The following is a 25,023-nucleotide window of genomic DNA, read 5'->3' on the forward strand; positions in this document are numbered from 1 at the left end:
TTTGAGTTACTAAGATTTATTAGGTAATATATCTCTTATCCACTGGTCTAATTGTTTCATTTTCATTTCACCCTCATAGGTCCTTTCTATGGTTCCATTAGGATTTATAAAGACGGACGTTGGAAGATTAAAAATTTCCCATGATCGGTACACTTCCCCTTGCTTGTCTAAAGCAATCGGAAATGATAAGTCGTAACTTTTTATAAAATTTTTCACAGTAATGTCAGATTCTTGAACATTAATTGCAACTATTTCAAACTTATCTTTCTTATAATGATTATATGCATCTTGCATGGCAGGCATTTCATTTTTGCACGGTTCACACCACGATCCCCAAAAATTAACAAGTACAGCCTTTCCTTTAAGTTGTTTTAATTCAATGGGTTCTCCATTAAATTGAGCTAGTTTAAAGTTTGCCGCCGGCTTGTTGACTTGTACGGCTTCCTCGCTGTTTGCTGCAAATAAGTTTTGATACAGTGCAAATCCAATTGCCGTAAAAAGGAGAAACAAAATTAACATTCTAAGCAATAATCTTTTTCTTTTTTTCATGTCCTCACCTCTATAATTTTATTAAATAGGAGCTGATTCAATGGAAAATGTGACTGTATGGTTAGCTTTTGGTGGAGGGTTATTATCATTTATCTCACCCTGCTGTCTCCCTTTATACCCCTCATTCATATCTTATATTACAGGGGTTTCTGTCAATGAGTTAAAAAATAGAAATTCTAAAACACTTAATAAAAATATTGCTATTCATGCAGCATCATTTTTATTAGGATTTTCAATCATTTTTTACATATTAGGATTCTCTGCTAGTTCAATTGGAAGATTTTTCACCGAGTACAAAGATCTTATTAGAATGCTTGGCGGAATTTTTGTGTGTACAATGGGTTTTTTTTTACTAGGCATTTTTCAACCAAAATTCATGATGCAGGAAAAAAGATTTACTTTTCGAAGAGGCAAAATTGGCGTATTAAATTCAATATTAGTTGGCATCATTTTTGCAGCAGGATGGACTCCATGTATTGGCCCGATTTTCGGAACGATCATGTACGCAAACTTTAACAACCCAAACACGATAGATACTTTTATTAACGTAACCGGATATTCGTTAGGTTTTGCCATCCCTTTCTTTCTAATGGCATTTTTCATCGGAAAGGCAAGAGTGTTTCTCAAATATTCAAACCTGCTACTAAAGATAGGTGGAGGTTTACTTGTTATTATCGGCGTACTCTTATACACCAATAAAATGATATGGATAAACATATGGTTTTCAAACCTTACGACTTTATTTCAAAGTTAATATTAAGACGCCAAGCTATTGGCGTCTTTTACTTTGCATTATCTCACAGTAAGTAGGCCTTGACCATAACAACCTTTTTGACCGCCATTTTTCCCACAATATAACCTTAGTGAATATTCTGCCGCACCAGGATTTTTATAAGTATAGTCATAGATGGATGGAGAACTGGTTAGGTTACTGGTCCAAGCTTTACCGTTTTTGAATACAGTCAACTTAATCGTTTTATTGTTGAAAGGGAAAACACGAACTTGTAAATTTTGACCTGCTTTAACTTTAATTCTCTTCGTAGAGTTTGAAGTTTGTGATTTTTGGAGAATAGTCTCCACTTGTGAAGCTGCCGAAGCTGACTCTTGATGCACCATAAATGAACTGAATAAAACTGCACAACCAATTACTACAGAACCTAAAAATTTCTTCATGACTCTAACACCCTTTCGATTTTTAATATAATTTTACAAGTATGTAAAATACTTGAATATGTATACTCTATCATTTTTAAACACCATTATTCCAGAGGATTCTGTATTTTCCACAAAATATACAATTCTTCTACAAGTTCATTGATCATATATTATTGTGTTACAGCCCAACTATTACCGTCCGAAGTATGTTCAGAAAATTCAAATAGAAATTCTAATTTGAGGCGAGTTACCAATAAGATGCATTAAAAGGAGTCAAAATAGATGATTTTATACTTTTTAAAGAGACGAGATTAGGAGAATTTCATGATGTAACCGGAAAGGGAACGTGGATCTATAGTATTTCTTGGACATAATATTTAAGAGGAAGAAGTTGAGTTTGAACTCACCTTCTGAAAGGTGGTTAAAAGATGAAAAATTGGTGCATTCTTGATGAAAATAAAAGCAAAAGAGGAAATCATTGTTCCTACGATTTACCCTGACGAAGCTATAAACTTGAGATGGACATTACTATCGCCCAGAAAAATCTTATAGTAACCCTAAAAGGGAGCAACGCTCCCTTTTATTCATTATATTACAGAGTTTTCCGATTTATATGACCCATAAGTTTTTACAGTGCTATCCAACAACTCTTATACGATATGTATACCTTTCACTAACTTCAATAATGATTCAATAACTCCATAATAGTCGAGAAAGAAATAAGGGAATACCCTCTCGATCGTCTAACAGTATGAGAAATCAATTTTTACGTACGGCTTTTAAAAGCTGGACTCCCTTTTTCTACCATTCGATTCTTCTAGTCCTGCAAGCTGACCGCATAAATAATCCCGGTACACCCGCTCAAATTGCCTGCAACCTTTCTTCTATGCTTCACCTGTAGGGTGCGGGTTTTCTAAAAACAGCGTTTTGAGAGCAATCGTCATTCCTGGGGTGCAGCAGCATTTGAGATAGTGATTGATTATGCGTTCTCTCTTACACTTTTAGACAAAATATTCATTTTCTCTTTTTTAGACTTAAATCTATGTCGAAAATGATCGTTTGGCATATCTTATACTATCCTCACTAAAGGAGGTGGCAATATGGGTTACTCTAATGGTTATGGTAGCTCCTTCGCTTTAATCGTGGTGCTATTCATTTTGTTAATCATTGTTGGTACTTCTTTCTTTGGTGGTTTTTAAGCTTTAACTTTGCCTAGCACCTCCGTTTTATGAGCACCTCCCTGTTCGATAGACGCCATAAAAAATTTTTATGGCGTTTTGCTTATCTATCTGACACAAACGTTTCTTAATCAGGGAAATATAAACATTTTCTACAAATCTGCATCTTTAAAATATCCACAGTGTTCACCCTAATATGACCGTTTTGAAAATCTTTGTTCCCACTGGGTGAGTCCACAATGCCCCAGCAAGAGACCGGCAATTGATCCTTCGGCTGCTCTTTACATATGACAATTCGAAAATAAATTGATTAGACTAATAAGCCCGGCTTTTAAAAACCGGACTCCCTTTTCCCGCAGCTCAACTCTTTTCTAATCCTGCAAGCAGACCGCATAATCCCGCCATACCCGGTGCAGCGGCACAAATTCCCCGCCAGCCCTTCTTCTATTTCTTCATCTGTGGGATGCGGGTTTTCCTCGAACAGCGCTTTGAGGGCAATCGTCATGCCAGGGGTACAGTAGCCGCATTGGAAGCCCCCTTCTTCCAGGAAAGCGGTTTGGCAGATATCCAGTTCTTCTTTTTGAAGTCCCTCGATGGTTGTAATGGAATGGCCGTCCACTTGATAAGCCATGGTCATGCACGCATTGGCCAGCTTTCCGTCGATTAGGATGGAGCACGTTCCGCAGCGGCCGATTCCGCAGGACACCTTTGTCCCGGTCAGCTGAAATTCCATTCTAAGCAGGTCACTCAGACGTGTCGTAGGAACGGCTGCAACCTCCCGCTCCTGCCCATTCACGGTCATTCGGAACTGTTCCTTTTTTACAGGAAATGGTCCAGCTTCTTTTACGTCCATTGCTTCATCCCCTTTCTGTCTATCTCGTCAAGCAGCTCTTCTCTTGAAATCGGCAGCTTGTTTATCCAGCATCCGACCGCATCGTGCACTGCCTTTACAATCGCTGGGGTGATGGCAATCGTTCCGATTTCGCCTACACCGCGCGGGCCGTGGGAATCGCCTTCCATCAGCTCTTCTAACGCAGTCAGCTTCATTTCGGGAACATCCTTCACGCCGGGAATGATATACTGGTCGAGATTTTCCGCGGCATAACGGCCGTCCGTCATTTTCGCTTCCTCCATTAGTGTGTAGCCGAGCGCCATGGCAGCGCCGCCTTCGATTTGCCCCCGGTAGCCCTGTGGGCTGACAACCGGTCCTGCCGCAATGGCGTGCTCACAATCTATCAATTTGACATCGCCTGTTAATAGATCAACCTCCACCTCAACAGCCGCCGCGCCAAATGAGTAGAGAAAATGGCCGCCTACCACAGGATCAGGCGTTGTCGGAAAATCGAATGCTGTTTCCTCTACCAAAGGGCCTTCTTCAGCCAGCTCTCTATATGTCACCACGAGCTCCTTTGTGTTTTTGTCACGCAAGCCCTCGGCGCCGGGAATAAGGCTTTCCGCTGAACAGCCGCTCCATTCTGCCGCCCGTTTTTTCAGCTGAGAAAGAAACGGCTTCTTCAAACGCTGGATCGCGTGCCATACCATGCTTGTGCCGCGGGATGCTGTGGATGAGCCTGATTTTGGTACTTTTGCGGTATCCCCAATGACAATGGAAATATCTTCCGCAACACAGCCCAGCTCCTCGGTGACAATATGTTCGATTGCCGCTAGAATACCCTGTCCGCATTCTTCAAATCCGAACGAAGCCGTAATTTTGCCGTCACTTGAAAGGGACAAACGGCCTCCTGCCGCATCCATTCGTCCATACCCCAGCCCGCCGCCGTGCATTGTGATTGCCGCTCCCGTGCCTCTCCGTATACACCCGGAGTTCTGGTGTTTTCTTGTAAGAATGGGAGATTCAGAAATGGCATTCAACACCTGCGCCGCTCCGTCAGTCGGTGCAATCCGGTGCTCAAGCGGCCCCAAGTCATGCGGTTTTCTGATATTTTTTCTTCTCAGCTCCAGCGGGTCGATGCCGAGCATGCCGCTGAGACGATCTAGATGGGTTTCGAGGGCAAATGTGATTTGGTTGCCGCCAAAGCCCCGAAATTCACCCGCCACCCCGTTGTTCGTAAACACAGATATCCCTTCAGTCCGGATATTTGGAATACGGTAAGGCCCCGCGGCGTGCTCGACAGAAAAGTCAATAACAGCCGGTCCGAGTGTAGCGTAAGCGCCTGTGTCCGCCACAATTTTCACATCATGAGCCAAAAGTTTCCCCGCATGATCCGCACCCGTTTTTATCGTAATCTTCATCGGATGGCGTTTAATGCCAGAACGTACAGATTCCTTTCTGGTCTGATGAATTTTGACGGGAAGTCCGCTTTTCAGTGCTAAAAGAGCGGCATACGGCTGGATATTCAGCTCATCCTTCCCGCCGAACGAGCCGCCCATCGGACTCGACACAACCCTGATCTTTTCTTCAGAAATGTCAAAAATACGGGCAAGCTGGAAACGGTCTTTATAGCCATGCTGCGTTCCTGCATACATCGTAAAGCCCCCATTGTCTTCAGGAACGGCTACGCCTCCTTCCGTTTCCATATACGTATGCATCTGCCGCGGCAGCTCGTAGGTTTCTTCAAGGACCGTGCCAGATGCTTGAAATCCTTCTTCAACATCGCCGTGTGAAAAACATGCGCGATGCAGGATATTCCCGTCCTCGTGCAGTTTTTGCGCGTCCGGCCGAAGCGCTTTTTCTGGTGAATCAATGACCTCCAGTTCTTTATACTCAATACGAATCAGCTCCAGCGCCGCTTCCGCGATTTCCTCCGTTTCCGCAGCAACTGCGGCGACCGCATCTCCGACGTACCGTACCCTATCCGTACATAAAACCGGCTGATCAGGGATGACAATGCCAAATCGGTTTAAACCGGGAACGTCTTTATGAGTGACAACTGCCCGCACACCTTCCATTTCTTCAGCTTTCATGGTGCAAATCGACACAATCTCCGCATGAGGATAAGCGCTTCTCAGCACTTTGCCATACAGCATTCCTGGAAAGCTGAGGTCGGTCATATATTTCAGTTCCCCTGTGACCTTTCCTCTTCCATCCGGCCTGATTCTTGACGGTTTGTTGATCATCATTTATTCCCCTCCCTCAGCCATCAGCTCTGCCATGATGACGTTGGCAGCGGCTTTTTTTCTGTATGCCGCTGACATAAAAGCATCTGCGGCAAACGGCAGCTCATGGATAAGCGTTTCGTAAAGCTCGTGCGGATTCCACCCTGACGCCATCCATATCGCCTCGCTTTCCATTAATCTTTCCGGTGTAATATCGGCATGGCCAGCGGCGAGGCTAATGCCGCCGTCTTTCAAAAAACGTCCAGCTATAACCGCAACAGCTCCAGTAAAAGCCTGGCGCCTCCCAAGCTTGCGGTAAAACACTCGCTCTCCCTCCGCACGAGGGATGATGACACGCGTAACGATGGCAGTTTCAAAGTCTTCATCTATGAGCCAATCGCCAAGCGGTAGCCTCATCAGCTCCTTTTGGTACACGATAAGCTCAGCATCAAGCACAAGCAGGAGGGGAAGCAAATCCCCGATTTTACTCGCGATGTTGCCGCCAAGCGTGGCCCGGCTGCGGATTCCGGGTGCAGCAACAGCGGAAGCAGCTTCGCTGAAACAACCAAGCGCACTCTTAATTAGGGAGTTCTTTCTGCATTCACTCAGTGTTGTAAGCGCCCCGATCGAGAGGTGGGTGTCACTGGCGCTGATTCCTCTCATCTCGTTGATTCCTTCAAGACTGACGAGATGCTGTTTTGGAAGAATCCCTTTGTCCCACTGAAGCTGAAGCAGCGTGCTGCCCGAGACGGCACACACACCTGGGGCAAGCTGCTCCAAAAGTGAGTAGGCTTCATCGAGCGCTGCCGGCCTCCATAATTGTATATTCATCCTTGCTTTTGTCACTTGGCCATTCAAACCATCAACCTCCTCACCATGTCGTATTCCTCCGGTGTATCAATGTCTTTCAACTCCGAGCTTGCCTTTGCCTCCAAAACGGCTACTGTTCCGAGCTGCCCGCTTTTCAAAAGACTGCGAGCCCCCTCATCTCCCTTTAACTCCTTTACATAAGGAAAACAAGCCGATGAGAAATAGATTGGCGGGGCGAACGCGCCTAAAGACGAAGACACGGCAAATGACTCAGGAGCCATTGCCACAAGGGCATTGAGATGATTGACGGAAAGCTGCGGCTGGTCGGCTAATAAAATGACAACCCCGTCCGCTCCCATGCTTTCTGCTTTTCTCACCCCGCTGCTGACTGAATGCCCTTGCCCTTTTTCAGCTTCTTGACAAACGTGCAGGCTCCAGCGTTTTCGAAAAGGCGGCGCGTGATATGGCGCCCCCATCCACTCATGGGAAGCACGTTCAGTTCTCTCGATGATCAGCACGTGATCAAGGCGGGACAAGAGAGCGGTTTTCAAAGAAAGCGACCCAATGGTTTCTCCCTTTAACGGCAAAGCCAGCTTGTTTTGCCCCATTCTTTTGCTTTTGCCGGCAGCGAGAAACACTCCGATCATATAGGGGCTTCTCATACAACCGCCAGCCGTTTTCTTGTTTGAATGATTTCCGCGACAACGCTGACGGCAATTTCCTCGGGGCCTTCCGCACCGATCTTCAGCCCGACCGGACTGTAAAAGTGAGCCGGCGGCTGTTTTTCATTCAGCAGCCGCTTCGTACGGTTTGTCGAACCCAACAGTCCGATATAATGAAGATTTTGAGAAAATAAGAAGTCGATGATCGCTTGATCGTGCTGAAAATGGTGGGTTGCCACAACAGCTGCATCATGCGGGTAAAACTGAAATTCACTCAGCATTTGTTCCGGAAAAGCAGTGATCAGCCGATCCGCTTTTGGGAATAGAGAGGATGTGCAATAAGCGGGGCGCCAATCTGTCACGATAACAGAAAACCCTGTATCAGCCGCCAAATTGGCAAGCGGCACAATATCCGGCCCTGCTCCAAACAGAATGAGACGCGGCTTCGGTTCAATTCGCCGAATAAACATGTTGGTTGATGAATCAAAATGCGGTAAATGAAGCGTTGAAGCGGTACGTTGAATGTCTTGCAGAGGCGCGTCCGGCCAGTTCCCAAATTGCCCGTTCTCCGACAGAAATATATAACGGGAGGAGTCAAGCTGCGTAACGGCTGTGACAGCTTTGCCTGAATGAAGGCAGTCCCTCACTCTTTCATAGTGCCGTCTTTTTTCCTTAGTGATTCGCTCCGCATGAATATGAATTATGCCGTTGCATCCGGCTCCCATGCCCCAGGAAAGATCGTCCTCCGCCCGCATGTCATATGGAATCAGCACTGACGTCAGCTGATCGCCCAGTTCACTAATTCTGTGGAGCAAATCTTCTTCCACACACCCGCCGCTCAGCAATCCGACCCGTTCGCCATTTTTCTTAAAGAGCATAGAAGCGCCTGCTTTTCGATACGATGAGCCTTCCACTTGAACAAGTGTCGCAAGTACAGCCTCATCCTGATCTTCCAGGAGCGCATCTAACACCATGTGCAAATTTCCCAATGCTGCATCCCCCTCTCAAAAATCGCTGTAAGAAACAACAAGTTCAGCATGGTTTTATAGGTAACTTGTATAAAGAATAGATGATGGAAGGAGAAATGACTCATGCTTCGTCAGAAAATGCAACACAGAGAAAGAGGATTTGTAAAAAGAGTCAAACAAAGAAAAACAGATTGGAGAAAAAGCGAAATCGCATCACTAAAAAAGCTTGCGGCGTTCCGCAAGCTTTTCTTTATACCGCTGCCTGGCGGCCAGCGTTTTCATACACATCAAGCGCTGCCTGGAGGGCTTTTCCTGCTTCGATCCCTGCGCCATGTCTCAGCAGTACAGCCTCTAACCCGGCAAGCACGAACAGCACGTTTTCTTTCCTGCAGCTGTAGCCCATCGTGCCAATTCTCCAGATCTTTCCCGCCAGCGGGCCGAATGAGCTGGCGATTTCGATGCCGAATTGCGCCAACAGCATGTGGCGGACAGACTCGCCGTCAATGCCGCCGGGGATTTCTACACAAGTGACAACAGGCATTTTACAGCTGTCATCTCCAAACAGCTTCAGCCCCATTGCCCTAATCCCAGCTGCTAATGCGGTCTCATGGTGGCGATGCCGCTCAAAACGGGCTTCAAGACCTTCTTCAAGCACCAGCCTGACACCCTCACGCAAGGCGTACAGCATCGTCGTCGCTTCTGTATGATGATTGAGCCGTCTTTCGCTCCAATAATCCTCAAGCTGGCTCAAATCAAAATAATTGCTTGTGATTGGCCGGTTTCCCGAAAGCGTTGTCCTGTCAGCTTGTGTCGCAATCCCGCGCTCCACCTTTTTACGCGCCGCAATCACATCCGCCACCCGCTCATTATATGTAATCGGCGCCATTCCCGATGGAACAGACAAGCACTTTTGTGTGCCGCCGATAGCCGCGTCAATCTTCCAATCATCGACTTTAACCCCGCAGCCGCCAATCGTCGCAACTGCATCGACAATAAACAATGCATCCTCGGCTCGGCAGGCTTCGCCGATGGCTTTTAGCGGGTGAATCCGCCCTGTCGATGTTTCCCCATGCACCATTGCCACAATTTTCGGCTTCACTTTTTTCATTTCCCGTATGATGTCATCCGGGTCAAAAACCGTTCCCCATTCACACTCAAGCGTATGAACATTCGCCCCATACCGTTCGGCAATTTCAGTCAGCAAATAACCGAAGCGGCCGTAAATTGGAATAAGCACATCATCTTCCGGCTCAATCACACTCGCAAGCACCGCTTCGATTCCCGCCCGTGAAGTACCGTCAATCGGATATGCCCAGCGGTTTTTCGTTTGGAACAGCTCCCGAAGCATCTCCATTGTTTCATTCATGATACCGGTAAACGCTGGATCAAATTGCCCAACAATCGGGGTACTCATCACTCTTAATACACGCGGATCAACCTCAACAGGACCCGGCGTCATAATCGTTCTTAACGGGGTACATAATTCTTTTCTGCCTGACACAGCCATTCCTCCTTTATCAATAAGCCAGTTTGTATAATAAATCAGTCAATGCGCGGACGCCGATCTCAAGCTGTCTGGCTGAAGTATATTCCTTCGGAGAGTGGCTGATGCCGCCGCGGCTTGGCACAAACAGCATACAAGCCGGATAGCACCTTCCGATCATTTGTGCATCATGCCCTGCTCCGCTCACCATTTCTTCACAGCTGATCCCGTTTTCTGCCGCTGTCTCAAAAGCCGCAGCCTTTAGCCTTTCGTCCATCGGCACAGGCTCTATCCGCATATATTCATCGATCATGGCGCGAATTCCTTTTTGATGGCAAATGCCGTTGATCAAAGCAGCCATATCTTCATGAAATTGCTCCAGCACGTGCTGATGCTGATGGCGAATATCGATTGAAAACTGCACGCGGCCCGGTATGACATTGGCTACATTGGGCTCTGCCGTTATTTTTCCGCATGTCAGACGAAGCTCATCCGGCTGCTCTTCCGACCGCAGCAGCAGTTCATGAATGATGCGGCTGCTGGTTGCAAGCGGGTCCTTGCGCCATTTCATGGAGGTGGTTCCCGCGTGATTGCATTCCCCCTCCAGCGTGACGAGATATCGCCTCTGCCCCGCAATACTTGTCACAATGCCGAGATCCCGTCCTGACATTTCCAATGTCTTCCCCTGTTCAATATGAAGCTCAACAAAAGCACTGATATCTGTCCTATACGCTGACTGAAACACGCCTTTGCCAAAGCCGTTCTCATACATCGCAGATTGCAGTGAAACTCCTGATTCGTCTCTCGGTTCTCCCGCATCCTGTACTGAAAAAACGCCTGTCATATTCCCCGATCCCCAATAGGTCATCGGGAAACGGCTCCCCTCCTCCTCACATAAGGAGACCGCTTCGAGTGTTTTTTTCGGCGCTCCGTACGTTTCTTTGAGCTGCTTGATCGCCAGCATGGCCGCAAGAACGCCGTAAGCGCCGTCATACTTTCCCCCATTGATGACAGTATCGATATGTGAACCGGTTACAATCACTTCATCCGGAGACTGGGTGCCCGAAAGCCTTCCAAAAACATTGCCGACATCGTCGAATCTTGTTTCAAGCCCGAATGAAGACATTTCCGTTTTGACTGCGAGCTGCGCGTCCATCCACTCTTTTGTATACAAAAGCCTCGTTACGCCGCCGTCCGCAGATGCGCCGTATTGGGCGAGCCATTCAATATAATCTGTGATGCTGTTTTTGACTGATAGCTTCTGCTTTTCCATGTACTCCCCCCTCTGGCCGTTATGGTGACTTCATTATAGAAGGAGGAACTCGATAGTTCATTGACAGAATAACCAAAAAAACGTTTATTTTTTAGTCACAGTATCTATCCAGCACCATAGCAACCAGAAACCTCCCTACCTCGCAGTGCCATTTTCATGTAAAGTCAAAAGAAAACACAGTAAGGGAGAGAGCCAAAATGCAACAATGGATTAAAGACACAGCAAGAGGAAAAAGGGGGTCAAAACACCTTTCATATGAACAAGCCAAGCTTGCGGGAGAAGCGATGTTTTCCGGTAAAGCAAGCGATGTGCAAATCGCGGCATTTCTGATCGCAGAACGGATCAAAACAGAAACGTCGGACGAAGCAGCAGTGGATCAAATAATGAGCCAGGCCGGACAGGCAGAAAAAATCAAGGCGATTCTCAGCGGCAGCGAGGAAGCCGGATTAGACTATGAAAGAAAGCAAGTCATCATGAATGCGGGACTGCGTTACTATTTATTCGGACATACCACATCAATTGAAGAAGGAACAGACCTTGCCAAATCTCAGCTGAAGCAAAAACGGGGCCTAAAGATATTGGAACAGTGGATATCTGCCTCCTCCAAAGGAACTAATTTACAATTTTAAAGAAAAATATACAAAATGACACTTCTATCCTTGATTTCATTTTTAGATAATAGACATGATCTGATAAAAGGAGGGCAAGTGATGACAAAAAGAACAAGGTTTCTGCCGCTCGTCTGTGTATTACTGATTTCTGGATGGTTTGCGCCCGCCGCATCAGCAAGCCCGCAAACCGCATTGAGCCTGAATGACCGATTAGCGTCTTCCCCTTCAGGAACCGTGGGCCTTCTCTCATTAGCCGCTCCCGCTGCACCCTACACTGACACAGATACCTATTATGAAGGGGCTGAAGGAAAAACAGGAGAATCGCTAAAAAGCGCTCTGCACCGCATCGTTAGCGGACACACGATGCTGTCCTACAGCGAAGTATGGAACGCGCTGAAAGAAACCGATGAAGATCCGGCAAACCCGAATAACGTCATCCTGCTCTATACGAATGAATCGCGGTCGAAAAACCTGAACGGCGGCAATGTCGGCGATTGGAACCGCGAGCATGTCTGGGCGAAATCTCATGGCAATTTTGGTACAAGCAAGGGACCTGGCACCGACATTCACCATTTGCGCCCGGCTGACGTTCAAGTCAACAGCGCCAGAGGAAATATGGATTTTGACAACGGCGGCACTGAATATGCAAAAGCGCCGGGAAATTATTATGATGGAGATTCATGGGAGCCTCGCGATGATGTAAAAGGCGATGTGGCGCGCATGCTGTTTTACATGGCTGTCCGTTACGAAGGTGATGACGGCTACCCTGACCTTGAGCTTAATGATAAAACAGGCAACGGCTCAGCCCCTTATCACGGAAAACAATCTGTCCTGCTTGAATGGAATAGGCAGGACCCGGTTGATGACCGCGAGAGAAAAAGAAATGAAATCATTTATGAGAAATATCAGCATAACCGCAATCCATTTATTGACCACCCTGAATGGGCTGACGACATTTGGCCGTAAGAAAAAGGTGCTCCTGTTTAGGAGCACCTTTTCTAATACACAGCCTCTTCTGTCTCCGCATCGAAAAAGACGGCGTGATCCATTTTCACTGCCAGCTGGATCGAATCGCCTGCGGCGATTCGCGTGTTTCCGTCCAGGCGGACCGTGAGCCGCTCGCCCCCAGACGTGACATGTACAATTTGCTCTGATCCCAGATTTTCATTCACTTCCACCTTCGCTTTAAACACTGAATCAAACAGCTGATCATTTTCAGTCATATGTGTGATATGCTCCGGCCGGACGCCGGCAATCATCTGCTCGCCGGCATATCCCTTTTCTTTAAGCCGCTTCGCTTTTTCTTCAGGAATATGAAGCCGGATCGAAGGGTTTGTGAAAAACAGCTCGCCATGGTGCTCTTCAATGGCGCCTGTCAGAAAGTTCATTCCGGGGGAGCCGATGAAGCCTGCGACAAACAGATTTGCCGGGTAATGATAAATGTCATGAGGTTTCGCCACCTGCTGGATTTCCCCATCATTCATCACGACAATCCGATCGCCCATTGTCATCGCTTCGGTCTGGTCATGCGTGACATAAATGATGGTTGCCTCTAAACGCTGGTGCAGCTTGCTGATTTCTGTCCGCATCGTCACTCTCAGTTTTGCATCCAGATTGGAAAGCGGCTCGTCCATTAAAAAGACCTTCGGCTCCCTTACAATCGATCTGCCAAGCGCCACCCTTTGCCGCTGTCCGCCAGAGAGCGCCTTCGGTTTTCTCTTCAGCAAATGTTCAATCTCTAAAATTCTAGCTGCCGCATGAACCCGTTCAGCAATTTCCTGTTTCGACATCTTCCTAAGTTTTAATCCGAACGCCATATTATCAAATACCGTCATATGCGGATAAAGCGCATAGTTTTGGAATACCATCGCAATATCACGTTCTTTCGGCGGGAGATCATTGACCCGTTCCCCATCGATGAGGAGGTTTCCTTCAGAGATGCTTTCCAGCCCCGCCACCATACGCAGCGTTGTCGATTTTCCGCATCCTGACGGCCCCACCAGCACCAAAAGCTCCTTATCCTTTACATCTAAATCAAAGTCCTTCACCGTTAATTGGGAGTGATATGATTTTTTGACATGTTCAAATGATAATGCAGCCATCAGAAATTCCCCCTATCTTTTGATCTGTTATTTCGTCACTGGAAACAACTTGGTCTTTCTGTTATTTTTAGAGTAATCGATTCCTATTTTTGCTATATTTCTAAAATAAAAAATGTAAATTTGTATTATAACGTCATAATACATTATAATATGAATAATAGGTTAAAAGGAGGCTACCCTTTGTTAAACAACGGAAGTTCTACACCTTTATACATTCAGCTAAAACAAATCATCACTGATGACATCAAAAAGGGCGTGTATTCCCCAACCGCCAAGCTGCCTACTGAAAACGAGCTTTGCAGCAAGTATAATGTCAGCCGCATTACCGTCAGGAAAGCCATTCTCGATTTAGTTGAAGAAGGCTATCTGATCCGGCAGCAAGGAAAGGGAACGTTCGTTAAAAGCCCTAAATTAAAACGAGAGCTGATTGCAGTAAACGGCTACTCGGAATTTATGGAATCAACCGGCAAAAAACCGAAGCATCAGGTGCTGTCCCATGAGATCATTCCGGCGGCAAAACCCATTGCCGAAAAGCTGCAAATCAATCCCGAGAGCCCTGTCGTTGAATTAAAACGGATTTTATATAACGATGATCAGCCGCTCACCTTTGAAGTGACACATTATCCGCTGGATTTGTTTCCCAGCATTGATACCTTTATTGCTGACGGCGTATCCATGCATGATATTTTGCGACAGCAATACCAAGTTGTGCCCACACACAATACGAAGCTATTAAATGTTGTATATGCCCAGCAGGAGGAAAGCAAATACCTGGATTGCGATATAGGGGATGCGCTATTTGAAATCGATAAAACGGCTTTTACATCAAACGACCAGCCAATCTACTGCTCATTGTTTTTGATGCACACAAACCGTGTTACTTTTACCATCAACAGCCCCTACACATAACAGGCATAAAAAACGAGACACTGCTTATAGTATTCTCGTTTTTTCACTGCTTCCCCCATCCTCCAAGCGAAAAGGATGGCCATAGCCGAAAGCCCCGTACACGCCGCATGTTTTCGCAGCCGTTTCCGCCGCTTGGCGCAAAGCATGTGTCATATCCTGCTTCTCGCAAAAAGCAGTCAAGAAACCCGCTATAAATGAATCTCCCGCTCCAAGTGTATCTATTATATCAGTTTCCACAATCGGCTGATGATAGATTCGATCACCCGCAGACAAGATCGCCCCTTGGCCCCCGCGGGTCATACATACAACTTTCGCTCCATACTTATGAGCTTTTTCAGCAAGCTCTCCGCACTCTGACTCACTCAAATCGCTGCCTGAAAAAAACGCATACGTCACATAAGGACAGACCTTCCTCAAATAATTATCCTCCCGATTGGTTGAAAAATCAAAGGAGACCGGGATCAGGCTGAACAGCTGCGGAAGGTCGTTCTCAAGTCTGCTGTACACGCTGGTATGCAGCAGATCATGCCCGCTGATAAAGGATACATCTTTCTCCTGAAACACAAGCCGGAGCCGGGACTGAATGCCGCCTTTATTTGATCTGACAAAAATACGGTCCCCCTGTTCATCAAGGGTGACAATCGCCATTCCGTTTTCTCCGTGCGCCTGGCGAATATAATCCGCATTGACCTTCTCCAATTTCAGTACGTTCAAAAGATGTGCCGCGGCTTCGTCATTGCCGACGATTCCGATATAGGAAGCCTCGTGCCCTAGCCGTCTGGCAAGCACTGCGACGTTTAAGGCATTTCCTCCCGGGTAGAACGTTTCTTGGTCCTGATAGTAATCTACAACGTTATCTCCAACCGCAATCAATTTCATTGTGCTTCCTCCTTTATCCTTTTACACTTCCGCTTGCAATCCCGCGGACAAAATATTTCTGCATAAATAAAAATAGAATAATAATCGGCGCAGCCGAAATCGTTAATCCCGCCAGCAGGACGCCCCAGTCTGTCTGCAGTGCGTCTCTGAACTGCATCAGCCCGGCTGGAATGGTCCGCAAATTCTCATCATCTATGAAAATAATCGCAAACATAAACTCATTCCACGTATGGTAAGCCGTCAAAATGCCGGATGTCACCAAAATCGGCACGCTCATTGGTAAGAAAATTCTGAAAAATACCCCGAAACTCGTACAGCCATCTAAATAAGCCGCCTCCTCCAATTCTTTGGAAATAGAGAGAAAATAAGAGCGGATCAAAATGATGGTGAACGGGATCCGGTAAGCAGCATACGGCAGGATTAACGCCCAATACGTATTGTAAAGGCCCAGCGACTGAATAATAGAATAAAGCGGCACAAGACTGACCTGCGGCGTCAGCATCAAACCGCCAAGACAAAGCACCAAAAAGAATCCTTTTCCTTTAAACTCAAACCGGGAAAGGCCGTACGCCGCCCATGCACTGATAAAGACGGTGATCACACACGTGAGCGACGTGACGATGACACTGTTCATAAAATAAGAAGAAATCCCCTGATTCCAAGCGGACACAAAATTTTCCGGATGCCACGAAGACGGCAGCGACCAGCTATGTTCAAAAATATCGTCCGAGTTTTTAAAGGCGCTCATCACCATCCATAGAAGCGGATAGGCGATTGCAATCAGATAAAGAAACAGAAAAACCCACACAGACGTTTCTCCGATGTACCATTTTCGTCTAGGCTTTCTTTTCATCTCAATGTGCCGGTCAGGCACAGGCTCCAATCTGAACGAATCTGTCTTCTTCTGAGGCAGCATCTGTTACTCCTCCTTTCCGGTTTTAAAGAACTTCATTTGCATGAGCGACAATGCGAGCGTAATGATTAACACAACGGTGGCTATCGCTGAGGCATAGCCCATCATATCCTTTGTAAAGGCGCTTTTATATAAAAACGTGCTTAAAACTTCTGAAGCGTTTCCCGGCCCGCCGCCTGTCAATATGTACGGTTCATTAAATACCGTAAAGGCGCCGGTCAGCGTCATGACCACCGCAACAAAAGACATCTCTTTCGTCTGGGGAACGGTAATATGAAAAAACTGCTGAATTTTCCCCGCGCCGTCAAGCCGGGCCGCTTCATACAGTTCATCCGGTATTTTTTGAATCGACACAATGTACAGCATCGCAATATAACCGACAGATTGCCATTGAGACACAAAAATAACAGAAAGCATAGCCGTGCTGTCCTCCCCAAGCCAGGCTCTCGTCAGCTGATCAAGACCGACCGCCTGAAGCAACTGATTCAAAAGCCCCGTCTCAGGGTTGTAAATAAAATCAAACAAAAGCGCGATCACCGTCATTGAGATGACAACCGGCAAAAAGAAAACAGTACGAAAAAACGGCGACCATTTTCTGACCAGCTTATCCTCAAGCACCGCCGCCAAAATCAAACCGCCAAATACCTGGCATACAATTGAGATCACTGCGTAAAGCACATTATTGGTAAGTGCCTGATAGAAGACAGGATCATGAAATAATTCAACATAGTTTTTCAATCCGATAAACGTTTTTTCCGGAGAAAAAGAGCTCCACTGAAACAGGCTGAGGAAGACATTCTCAAAAATCGGGATATAAACAAAAAGTAAAAAAACGAGAGCGGGCACCAAAAACAAATAGGGGATTATTTTATTCTGATTGACCAAGGATATCTCATCTCCTTTATAAAAAGAAAAGGTGCGAAGTTTCACCTTTTCTTTGATTTATTCAGCTGACGCTCTCACTTGCTTCGCTGCTTTTTGAACAGCTTTCATCACCTGCTCCGGTGTCATGTCGCCGCCAAGCATTTGCTGGACGCTCGTTAAGTACGCATCTGCGATTTCAACATCGACATCCATATCAAACCATGGAACCATTGATTTGGCATCAACAATTTGCTGAACCGCTTCACGCTGAATGGCTGTAGAATTTTCTTCGGTAGCCGTTCCTTGCACCGCGCTGTATTTCCCGACATCTTTGACGAGCTTTTCACCCATTTTTTTCGACGTCAGAAACTGCAAAAATTCCATCGCTTCCTTCGGATGTTTTGTTTTTGAGGCAATCATGAACCCTTCCGGCGCTCCCGTTAACGCTTCTGATGATCCTTTTTGCCCGCTGATTTCAGGGAATGGGAACATCCCCAGATTCACCGGTTCAACCAGCTTGATTTCCGCTGTTTCTGCATATATCATCGCCGACTTTCCGCTCTTAAATTGCTGTCTTACATATTCGTGGTCGACGGAGTTTACATGTTTATTGAAGTAAGGCATCAGCTCCTGAAGCTTTTCAAGTGCTTTTACATAGCCTTCATCAGTAAATTCACCCGTTTTGGCGTTATAGTCCTTTTCCCGTGTTTTTTCATCGACCATCCGCTGATTGAGCGTGCCGATATAGTGCGAGATTGTCCAAGTCGCCTTTGTTCCGAAGCTAATTGGTGTGTAGCCATTTTCTTTCAGCTTCTTTGACACATCGATTAATTCATCCCATGTCTTCGGAGGATCAAGGTTCAGCTTTTTAAAAATGTCTTTATTATAAAAGAATGATTTAGCGTCCATTTGCCATGGCACGCCATATTGCTTGTTTTCATAAGTAAATGGTGTAACTTGCGATTGAACGAGCTGTGATGACCAATCTGTATCACTTTCGTAGTAGGACGAAAGATCAAGTGCCTTATTGCCTCTGATGAATTTAAAAGCAAACTCGTCACTCCAAGAGAAGTAAATGTCAGGAGGGCTGGTGGTTCCCAGCATGACCTTAATTTTATCTTTATAAGAGTCGTTCAAAACGGCTTCAATTTGAATGTCGATATCCGGATGTTCTTTTTCAAATTCCTTAACAACCTCTTCAAAATAACTTTTTTCCGGCTCCTTCGGCCATCTGTGGAAAAATTTCAATGTCACCTTTCCGTCCGATGAACTGCCCTGGCTCGAACAGCCCGCAATGGTGAGCATACTGACAGCTGCAATGATCAAAAACAACAACATTTTCTTCAAAGGGTTGGCCTCCTCTGGACATTAGACTATAATGTTATATAACATTATAGTCTAATGCATAATGGTTCCTCAGTTTCAGATCAATACTCAACTTTCCACATGTATCTTCTATGAGATAAAGGATGATTTCTCGCCTCAGCCAGCTCATCCGCATAGCTTCTCAGTACACGGTTGAGAACGAGCGGAGCAAGGTAGCCTTTAACTGAATCGTCAATTGCAGTGAAGTCGTAAGATGCGGCATCAAGCACTGTGAGCTTTTTGCCATACTTTTTCGAGAAGGTAAGCGCCCGCTCTTCAAGAGGTCTAGTTTCATCTAAACCGAGCAGGATGATAAACGGCACGGATTCATCAATAATTTCAAACGGTCCGTGAAAATATTCTCCGGCATGAATGGCGTGGGAATGAATCCATTGCATTTCCATGAGAATGCAGATGCTATAGGAGTAAGCGACACCGTAGTTTGCACCGCTTGCCATTGTATAAATAATGCTTTCTTTTTCATGAGCTTTTGCGAACTGCTGTGCGTTGTCAGCTTCCTGCTTAAGGGCTTCTTCATACACAGCCTGCAATTGATCTAAACCTTCAATTGCTTGTTCAAATTTCGTATTGTTTTCTAATACTTGCAGGGTGCCGAAAACGATTTGATACAGAACGCCATAGTTCGTATTGATCGCAAGCGCCTCGTCACCCCAATCGTACTGGGCAACATATTGTGCTTCCTGCGCTAAAGGAGACTCTGGTTTATACGTCATCGCAATCGTAAGTGCGCCTTTGCCCCTTGCAAACGCAGCGGCTTTGACTGTTTCCGGGGTATTTCCCGAATGCGAGCACAAAATAACAAGAGACTTTTCACCAAGCTGAACAGGGTTGCGCTGAATAAATTCATTAGAGCTGTAAAGGTCGGAGTTGATTGATTTTGACTCCCTGTCAAACACATATTTACTCGGATACATAATGGCCGAAGACCCTCCGCATGCGACAAAGAATACATGGTCAATGGTTTTCCCTTTCAAATCCTGCAAGAAAGCTTGAACCTCACGATTTACTTTTGCTGTGGCCTGACTCAAATCCTTCACTCCTCATTTTTATTATATAACGTTATATAACATTATATATTGTTATATTAAAGTCCACGGCTATGATTGTCAATATTATTTTCTGAAATTTCTCAATAATTTACTCAGATGATAGAAAGGTCTATCTGCGGAAAAATGCCCAAATCAAAAGCCAGAACTTCACATAAGCTCTGGCTTCGCTGTTCAATCCGCAGACTGACTTCTTATTTAAAAAATACCTTGTCTATATTGTACTTCGAGTGCTGTGTATTGATGATATATGTTTCGTAAATTTCTCTTTCCATTGGATCTTCAACTACACATACTTCAATTTTATATACTTCGTCTCTGTGATGTTTGATCGGTGAGACAGTATCTTCAAAATGCTTCTTAATTCTCTGTCTTAACTTTCTAGCTTTACCGACAAACAGCAGCTCGTCATGAATGTTATAAAACATGAAGATGCCGCCTTTATCCCTTGGTATCTGGTGAAAGTCGATGAATCCGTAAATCGCCTTTATTTTCGGCTCGTTATCATTAGCTGACTGCTGTCGTTCGGTGATGGTGACATTCGGTGCAGGTATATCAATTTTTATCAAAATCAGTTCACGTCCTCTTTTTCATTAAAGGTAAATGCTAACACAGACAGAAAAGAAAAGCTAGAACAGCTTTACTATATTTGTTTGTTATGCTTTTACTTATTATGCAACGCTCCGGCTAGATCATAAGGGCTAAGGTCGATTTCTGTCTGTTTTCCGAGAACTAGCTTTGCGAGCTCTGATCCCAAGAACGGCCCCATCGTTAATCCCGAAGCGCCTAAACCGTTAGCGGCAAAAAGGCCTTGAACGTCCGGTACAGCGCCAACAACCGGCAAAAACCCTGGTGTAAACGGCCTGAAGCCCACTCTTGTTTCAATGGCAGCAGCATCAGCAAGACCCGGTGCTGACGCTAGCGCTTTACTCAATACTTCGTGCTGTCCTCCGGCTGTCACACGCAGATCATCTAGATCGGCATCGTTTTCGTGTGTGGCGCCAGCTACAATTCTGCCGTTATCAAACGAAAGAATGTACTGATCGTTCGGCGGCATCACAACCGGCCACGATCCTGTATCCGGTTTCGTCATTTCAAAATGCATAATCTGCGCTTTCTGAAAGGACACTTGAAAATGAATGCCAAGAGGTTTCATGACCTCATTGGCCCATGCCCCCGCTGTCACAATTACCGCGTCAGCCGTAAACTGCTGTGTGTCTGTTTGTACACCGGTGACCGTTCCATTTTCAAAAAGCAAGGACGTATTTCCTTTGATGATCTTTGCGCCGCGTTTCTCTGCAGCGCTTAAAAGGGACCCGCACAGCGCTCTTCCGTTCACACGGGCGGCACCGCTGATATGAACTGATTCATAACCGTCAGCTAAAATCGGAAACAGCTTTTTCGTTTCACTTGCGGACAAGCGGGTAATGTCGCCGATCTCCGGCGCATCCTCCCGTCTCTTATACGCCCGCTCCTCCATCTTATCAAGCTTTGCCGCATCAGTATGAATGCTGATGGCACCGACACGCTTATATCCTGTATCCGTTTCTCCGTCTTCTTCCAATTGATGGATTAAATCCGTATAGTACCGTGCTCCTCCCTTAGCAAGCTGATACCAATCCTGATTGCGGCGCTGCGAAAGCCAAGGACAGACGATCCCTGCTGCCGCATCAGTCGCTTGACCAGGTTCCTTCCGGTCAATCACCATGACCCGGGCACCCAATTTGACAAGATGATAAGCCGTCGACGCACCAAGAATCCCTGCACCGACGATGATGTACGATTTCATATGCAAACACCTTTTCTTTTATAATGTCTATTCATTTTACCAAATAGAGTGCTTCCCTTCGACCTTTAGCCCCAATGTGAAAAAACCGCGAAGTTCGTCCAATCTCTTCTCTCTCCTATCGAATATCCTATCACTATCAATAGAGAAAGGATGATACCATGAGCGAAAATCGTCATGAAAATGAAGAAAACCAAAAGCGCAATGTATCAGTTGCTAAAGTTGAAAACAGCGGCAATGCAAAAGTCGTAGTCAACGTGAATACAGATCAGGATCAGGCACAGGCACAGTCTCAAGACGGAGAAGAGTAATGAACGAGAATATCATTCCTATCAACAGACATACTCAAGAGATGCCTAACAATGGATCTATGATCGAAAACAGCGGCAACTCAGAGGTCCATATCGATATCCACATTGATACAATGCCGATCGCCTTTGCCATTTTATGCTCTGCATTAGCCGCAAAACAGATGTCAAAAGAGGAATTTGACACGGCTTATACTCGTTTACAAGATATGAATAGGGAACATAACAGCAATACATCTGTAAAACAAATCATCAATCAGGAGATCGAAGAATAAGAAACCGCGGCCCCTCGGCCAGCGGTTTTTCTTCTGCATACAAAAAGGACGTGATTAAAAATAGACACGTCCTTTTTTATGAAAAAATTCACTTAATTAATTGTGAATAAAACAGTTTTATCTTTTGATGAAAACCACTTCACTGAACTTAAACTCGCATCGGTTACTTCTGTACAATTTGAATAAGGTTGCCGCAAGTATCGTCGAAGACAGCTATTGTGACTTCGCCCATTTTTGTCGGTTCCATAGTAAACTTCACGCCTTTTTCCCTTAATCGTTTGTACTCTTTTTGAATATCTGCAACGCCAAACATTGTTGCTGGGAAGCCTTCGGCGAATATCTTCTTTTGATACTCCTTGGCGGCAGGATGTTCATTCGGTTCGAGTAAAAGCTCGGTTCCGTCTTGATCATCTTGAGAAACAAGCGTTATCCACCTAAATTTCCCCATAGGAACGTCTTCCTTTTTTACAAACCCCAGTTTTTCTGTATAAAACTCCAGTGCCTTGTCTTGATCTTGTACGAATATACTGGTAACAATGATTTTCATACTGTTTTTCCCTCCTTTGATATGAATGACGCATGGTAATGTGCTAACAATCTGAACAATCTGGCTACAAGCAAAACAACCCACACATTTGTCAGAAGTCCTGTTCTGATTTTATAAAATTATTCTACCCATCCTTTGAGCAAATTTTTAAGGGGTTCGTTGTTGAATATAAGTACTCGATATTTTCCCTTTCGTTTTGATTTTACGAGCTCTGCATCTTCCAGGACAGAAAGATGTTTAGCTATCGCCTGTCGCGTAATGGAGAGGTTGTGCTTCGTAATGAGACGTACCGTAAGTTCATACAACGTCAGCTCGTTTCGTTCGGATAGTTCGTCTAATATAAGCCGACGAGTCGAATCGCCGAGTGCTTTGAATATAGCGTCTTTGTCCCAATTCATATATCGAGTATAAGCAACTACATGGTTGCGTGTCAAGTATAAGCAACTGTATGGTTGCTTGATAAAGGAACTGTATCATGCAGCCGTTAAAGTCACATAATAGTCGTTTGAATCTTATAGAAAAGTTTACTTGTGCAAGCAGGAGATATTGTCCCGATTGTATAGACATCATGTGGTCATTATCGCAACAAGAACAAATTTATCCTGAATTTTTCATTAGACTTCAATATTTTTCAGGATAGGCTTTTGACAAAAGAATCGCAAGTCTGACATATGTATTTTCGATTAGGATATTTAACCATCAAAAAAATAGTGGATACTTAACTTGATATCACTGAAAAAATAAAAGAAGACGAACTTCAAAAGTTCGTCTTCTACACACGAAATCGGCACGCCGACATTTTTACAATTTATAACAATCCCTTAAACCCTTGATAAACAAAGGTTTTCATCATTAACCAATAGAACCTTCCATTTCGAACTTAATCAAACGGTTCATTTCAACTGCGTATTCCATTGGTAGCTCTTTTGTGAATGGCTCGATGAAGCCCATTACGATCATTTCAGTCGCTTCTTCTTCAGAAATACCGCGGCTCATCAAGTAGAAGAGCTGCTCTTCAGATACTTTAGACACTTTCGCTTCGTGCTCCAATGAAATGTTATCATTTAAGATTTCATTGTAAGGAATTGTGTCTGAAGTTGATTTGTTATCCATAATGAGCGTATCGCACTCGATGTTAGAGCGGGCGCCTTCCGCTTTGCGTCCGAAGTGGACGATGCCGCGGTATGTTACTTTTCCGCCTTGTTTTGAAATCGATTTTGATACGATTGTGGATGATGTGTTTGGTGCAAGGTGAATCATTTTCGCACCTGCATCCTGATGCTGGCCTTTACCCGCAAGAGCGATAGAAAGCGTCATACCGCGCGCGCCTTCGCCTTTTAGGATACAAGCCGGATATTTCATTGTCAGTTTAGAACCGATGTTGCCGTCGATCCATTCCATTGTTGCGTTTTCTTCACAGACTGTACGCTTCGTTACTAGGTTGTAAACGTTGTTCGCCCAGTTTTGGATCGTTGTATAACGGCAGTAGCCGCCTTTTTTCACGATGATCTCAACAACTGCACTGTGAAGTGAGTTTGTTGTGTAAACAGGCGCAGTACAGCCTTCAACATAATGAACGCTTGCTTCTTCGTCAACGATGATCAGTGTACGTTCGAACTGACCCATGTTTTCAGAGTTGATACGGAAGTAAGCTTGAAGCGGTGTTTCAACCTTCACGCCTTTAGGGACGTAGATGAAAGATCCGCCGGACCAAACAGCTGAGTTAAGCGCCGCAAACTTGTTATCAGTCGGCGGGATCACTTTTGCCCAGTGCTCACGGAAAATATCTTCATTCTCTTTCAGCGCGCTGTCAGTGTCTTTAAAGACGATGCCTTGCGCTTCAAGATCTTCTTTCATGTTGTGGTATACAACCTCAGATTCGTACTGAGCAGAAACACCCGCAAGGTATTTTTGTTCAGCTTCAGGAATACCGAGCTTGTCGAATGTTTGCTTAATTTCTTCAGGAACTTCATCCCAAGAACGCTCTGAACGCTCAGACGGTTTTACGTAGTACGTAATTTCGTCAAAGTTCAGTGAGTTTAAATCTCCGCCCCATTGAGGCATCGGCATGTTGTAGAAATGCTCAAGTGATTTCAAGCGGAAATCAAGCATCCATTGAGGCTCTTCTTTCATGCGAGAAATTTCTTCTACGATTTCTTTTGTCAATCCGCGCTCTGAACGGAAAATGGAAACGTCCTTGTCGTGAAAACCATACTTGTATTCACCAATATCAGGCATTTTTTTAGCCATCCATTTTCACTC

At 45.3% G+C, this 25,023-nt stretch carries 26 protein-coding genes and 2 pseudogenes; 8 read left to right on the forward strand and 20 right to left on the reverse strand.

Features of this window, described 5'->3' with window-relative positions:
- Positions 1–9: 9 nt before the first annotated feature.
- Complete coding sequence (gene resA / locus AC0DBE_RS16005; RefSeq protein WP_014115056.1) at positions 10–549, reverse strand: thiol-disulfide oxidoreductase ResA; 540 nt, start codon at positions 547–549, stop codon at positions 10–12.
- Between the two features lie 40 nt (positions 550–589).
- Here resA and AC0DBE_RS16010 point away from each other — a divergent pair, with 40 nt between their 5' ends.
- Entirely contained in the window at positions 590–1,303 is a 714-nt protein-coding gene (locus AC0DBE_RS16010; RefSeq protein WP_014115057.1) for a cytochrome c biogenesis CcdA family protein, read from the forward strand.
- Between the two features lie 38 nt (positions 1,304–1,341).
- Here AC0DBE_RS16010 and AC0DBE_RS16015 read toward each other — a convergent pair whose 3' ends face one another.
- The gene (locus tag AC0DBE_RS16015) at positions 1,342–1,722 is read right to left on the reverse strand and encodes a hypothetical protein (protein WP_041521061.1); all 381 of its coding nucleotides are present in this window, start codon (positions 1,720–1,722) and stop codon (positions 1,342–1,344) included.
- Positions 1,723–2,804: 1,082 nt separating this feature from the next.
- Here AC0DBE_RS16015 and AC0DBE_RS16020 point away from each other — a divergent pair.
- Complete coding sequence (locus AC0DBE_RS16020; protein WP_003222857.1) at positions 2,805–2,903, forward strand: YjcZ family sporulation protein; 99 nt, start codon at positions 2,805–2,807, stop codon at positions 2,901–2,903.
- Positions 2,904–3,213: 310 nt separating this feature from the next.
- Here the strand turns inward: AC0DBE_RS16020 and pucE are convergent, their stop codons facing one another.
- From pucE to allC, 7 genes are all read right to left on the reverse strand, one after another.
- Positions 3,214–3,735: a xanthine dehydrogenase subunit E gene (pucE, locus tag AC0DBE_RS16025; protein WP_014115058.1), complete on the reverse strand. Its 522-nt coding sequence runs from the start codon at positions 3,733–3,735 to the stop codon at positions 3,214–3,216.
- Entirely contained in the window at positions 3,726–5,963 is a 2,238-nt protein-coding gene (gene pucD / locus AC0DBE_RS16030) for a xanthine dehydrogenase subunit D (RefSeq protein ID WP_242734366.1), read from the reverse strand. The genes pucE and pucD overlap by 10 nt, the downstream gene beginning before the upstream one ends.
- Positions 5,964–6,797 (reverse strand): xanthine dehydrogenase subunit C, encoded by an 834-nt coding sequence (gene pucC, locus AC0DBE_RS16035; protein ID WP_242734363.1) that lies wholly within the window; start codon positions 6,795–6,797, stop codon positions 5,964–5,966.
- Complete coding sequence (gene pucB, locus AC0DBE_RS16040; RefSeq protein WP_242734360.1) at positions 6,794–7,411, reverse strand: xanthine dehydrogenase accessory protein PucB; 618 nt, start codon at positions 7,409–7,411, stop codon at positions 6,794–6,796. Before pucB ends, pucC begins: the two co-directional genes overlap by 4 nt.
- On the reverse strand, positions 7,408–8,400 hold the full coding sequence (locus AC0DBE_RS16045; protein WP_472962857.1) for an XdhC family protein: 993 nt from the start codon (positions 8,398–8,400) through the stop codon (positions 7,408–7,410). Before AC0DBE_RS16045 ends, pucB begins: the two co-directional genes overlap by 4 nt.
- Positions 8,401–8,629: 229 nt before the next feature.
- The gene (gene pucG / locus AC0DBE_RS16050) at positions 8,630–9,880 is read right to left on the reverse strand and encodes a (S)-ureidoglycine--glyoxylate transaminase (RefSeq protein WP_014115063.1); all 1,251 of its coding nucleotides are present in this window, start codon (positions 9,878–9,880) and stop codon (positions 8,630–8,632) included.
- A gap of 16 nt (positions 9,881–9,896) precedes the next feature.
- On the reverse strand, positions 9,897–11,135 hold the full coding sequence (gene allC / locus AC0DBE_RS16055; protein WP_014115064.1) for an allantoate deiminase: 1,239 nt from the start codon (positions 11,133–11,135) through the stop codon (positions 9,897–9,899).
- Positions 11,136–11,332: 197 nt separating this feature from the next.
- Between allC and AC0DBE_RS16060 the strand changes: the two are divergent.
- From AC0DBE_RS16060 to AC0DBE_RS16070, 3 genes and pseudogenes are all read left to right on the forward strand, one after another.
- Positions 11,333–11,494: pseudogene (locus tag AC0DBE_RS16060) on the forward strand (anthranilate phosphoribosyltransferase); the annotation flags it as partial.
- Between the two features lie 198 nt (positions 11,495–11,692).
- A pseudogene (locus AC0DBE_RS16065) lies at positions 11,693–11,764 on the forward strand (hypothetical protein); the annotation flags it as partial.
- Positions 11,765–11,845: 81 nt separating this feature from the next.
- Entirely contained in the window at positions 11,846–12,712 is an 867-nt protein-coding gene (locus tag AC0DBE_RS16070; RefSeq protein ID WP_014115066.1) for an endonuclease I family protein, read from the forward strand.
- Positions 12,713–12,744: 32 nt separating this feature from the next.
- Here the strand turns inward: AC0DBE_RS16070 and AC0DBE_RS16075 are convergent, their stop codons facing one another.
- Positions 12,745–13,848 (reverse strand): ABC transporter ATP-binding protein, encoded by a 1,104-nt coding sequence (locus AC0DBE_RS16075; RefSeq protein ID WP_472962860.1) that lies wholly within the window; start codon positions 13,846–13,848, stop codon positions 12,745–12,747.
- 180 nt (positions 13,849–14,028) lie between these two features.
- On the opposite strand from AC0DBE_RS16075, the gene frlR reads away from it, so the two are divergent.
- Positions 14,029–14,757, forward strand: a complete 729-nt coding sequence (gene frlR / locus AC0DBE_RS16080) for a transcriptional regulator FrlR (protein ID WP_014115068.1) — start codon at positions 14,029–14,031, stop codon at positions 14,755–14,757.
- A gap of 24 nt (positions 14,758–14,781) precedes the next feature.
- Here frlR and AC0DBE_RS16085 read toward each other — a convergent pair whose 3' ends face one another.
- The 7 genes from AC0DBE_RS16085 to AC0DBE_RS16115 all read right to left on the reverse strand — a co-directional run bounded on the left by AC0DBE_RS16085 (position 14,782) and on the right by AC0DBE_RS16115 (position 21,634).
- On the reverse strand, positions 14,782–15,636 hold the full coding sequence (locus AC0DBE_RS16085) for a fructoselysine 6-kinase (protein ID WP_472962862.1): 855 nt from the start codon (positions 15,634–15,636) through the stop codon (positions 14,782–14,784).
- A 13-nt stretch (positions 15,637–15,649) separates the two neighbouring features.
- Entirely contained in the window at positions 15,650–16,552 is a 903-nt protein-coding gene (locus AC0DBE_RS16090; RefSeq protein ID WP_079288340.1) for a carbohydrate ABC transporter permease, read from the reverse strand.
- A gap of 3 nt (positions 16,553–16,555) precedes the next feature.
- On the reverse strand, positions 16,556–17,434 hold the full coding sequence (locus tag AC0DBE_RS16095) for a carbohydrate ABC transporter permease (protein ID WP_003222831.1): 879 nt from the start codon (positions 17,432–17,434) through the stop codon (positions 16,556–16,558).
- 57 nt (positions 17,435–17,491) lie between these two features.
- Positions 17,492–18,760, reverse strand: a complete 1,269-nt coding sequence (locus AC0DBE_RS16100) for an ABC transporter substrate-binding protein (RefSeq protein WP_014115071.1) — start codon at positions 18,758–18,760, stop codon at positions 17,492–17,494.
- 80 nt (positions 18,761–18,840) lie between these two features.
- Positions 18,841–19,827 (reverse strand): fructosamine deglycase FrlB, encoded by a 987-nt coding sequence (gene frlB / locus AC0DBE_RS16105; RefSeq protein WP_061187984.1) that lies wholly within the window; start codon positions 19,825–19,827, stop codon positions 18,841–18,843.
- Between the two features lie 212 nt (positions 19,828–20,039).
- Positions 20,040–20,414: a nucleotide excision repair endonuclease gene (locus AC0DBE_RS16110; protein WP_041521064.1), complete on the reverse strand. Its 375-nt coding sequence runs from the start codon at positions 20,412–20,414 to the stop codon at positions 20,040–20,042.
- A gap of 95 nt (positions 20,415–20,509) precedes the next feature.
- A complete protein-coding gene (locus AC0DBE_RS16115; protein WP_472962866.1) occupies positions 20,510–21,634 on the reverse strand; it encodes an NAD(P)/FAD-dependent oxidoreductase in 1,125 nt (374 codons plus the stop codon).
- A 158-nt stretch (positions 21,635–21,792) separates the two neighbouring features.
- Between AC0DBE_RS16115 and AC0DBE_RS16120 the strand changes: the two genes are divergently transcribed.
- Together AC0DBE_RS16120 and AC0DBE_RS16125 are read left to right on the forward strand one after the other, a co-directional pair.
- Positions 21,793–21,942 (forward strand): hypothetical protein, encoded by a 150-nt coding sequence (locus AC0DBE_RS16120; RefSeq protein WP_003240873.1) that lies wholly within the window; start codon positions 21,793–21,795, stop codon positions 21,940–21,942.
- Positions 21,942–22,214 (forward strand): hypothetical protein, encoded by a 273-nt coding sequence (locus AC0DBE_RS16125; RefSeq protein ID WP_472962869.1) that lies wholly within the window; start codon positions 21,942–21,944, stop codon positions 22,212–22,214. Before AC0DBE_RS16120 ends, AC0DBE_RS16125 begins: the two co-directional genes overlap by 1 nt.
- A gap of 163 nt (positions 22,215–22,377) precedes the next feature.
- On the opposite strand, the gene AC0DBE_RS16130 is transcribed toward AC0DBE_RS16125, so the two are convergent.
- From AC0DBE_RS16130 to sufB, 3 genes are all read right to left on the reverse strand, one after another.
- Positions 22,378–22,761, reverse strand: a complete 384-nt coding sequence (locus AC0DBE_RS16130; RefSeq protein ID WP_014115076.1) for a VOC family protein — start codon at positions 22,759–22,761, stop codon at positions 22,378–22,380.
- Between the two features lie 119 nt (positions 22,762–22,880).
- Positions 22,881–23,159, reverse strand: coding sequence for an ArsR/SmtB family transcription factor (locus tag AC0DBE_RS16135; protein ID WP_061187981.1), 279 nt, complete (start codon positions 23,157–23,159; stop codon positions 22,881–22,883).
- A 454-nt stretch (positions 23,160–23,613) separates the two neighbouring features.
- Positions 23,614–25,011 carry a Fe-S cluster assembly protein SufB gene (gene sufB, locus AC0DBE_RS16140; protein ID WP_003228608.1) on the reverse strand — a complete coding sequence of 466 codons (1,398 nt, stop codon included), beginning with the start codon at positions 25,009–25,011 and terminating at the stop codon, positions 23,614–23,616.
- Positions 25,012–25,023 lie beyond the last annotated feature (12 nt).

It is taken from the genome of Bacillus sp. VA15 (assembly GCF_055721145.1).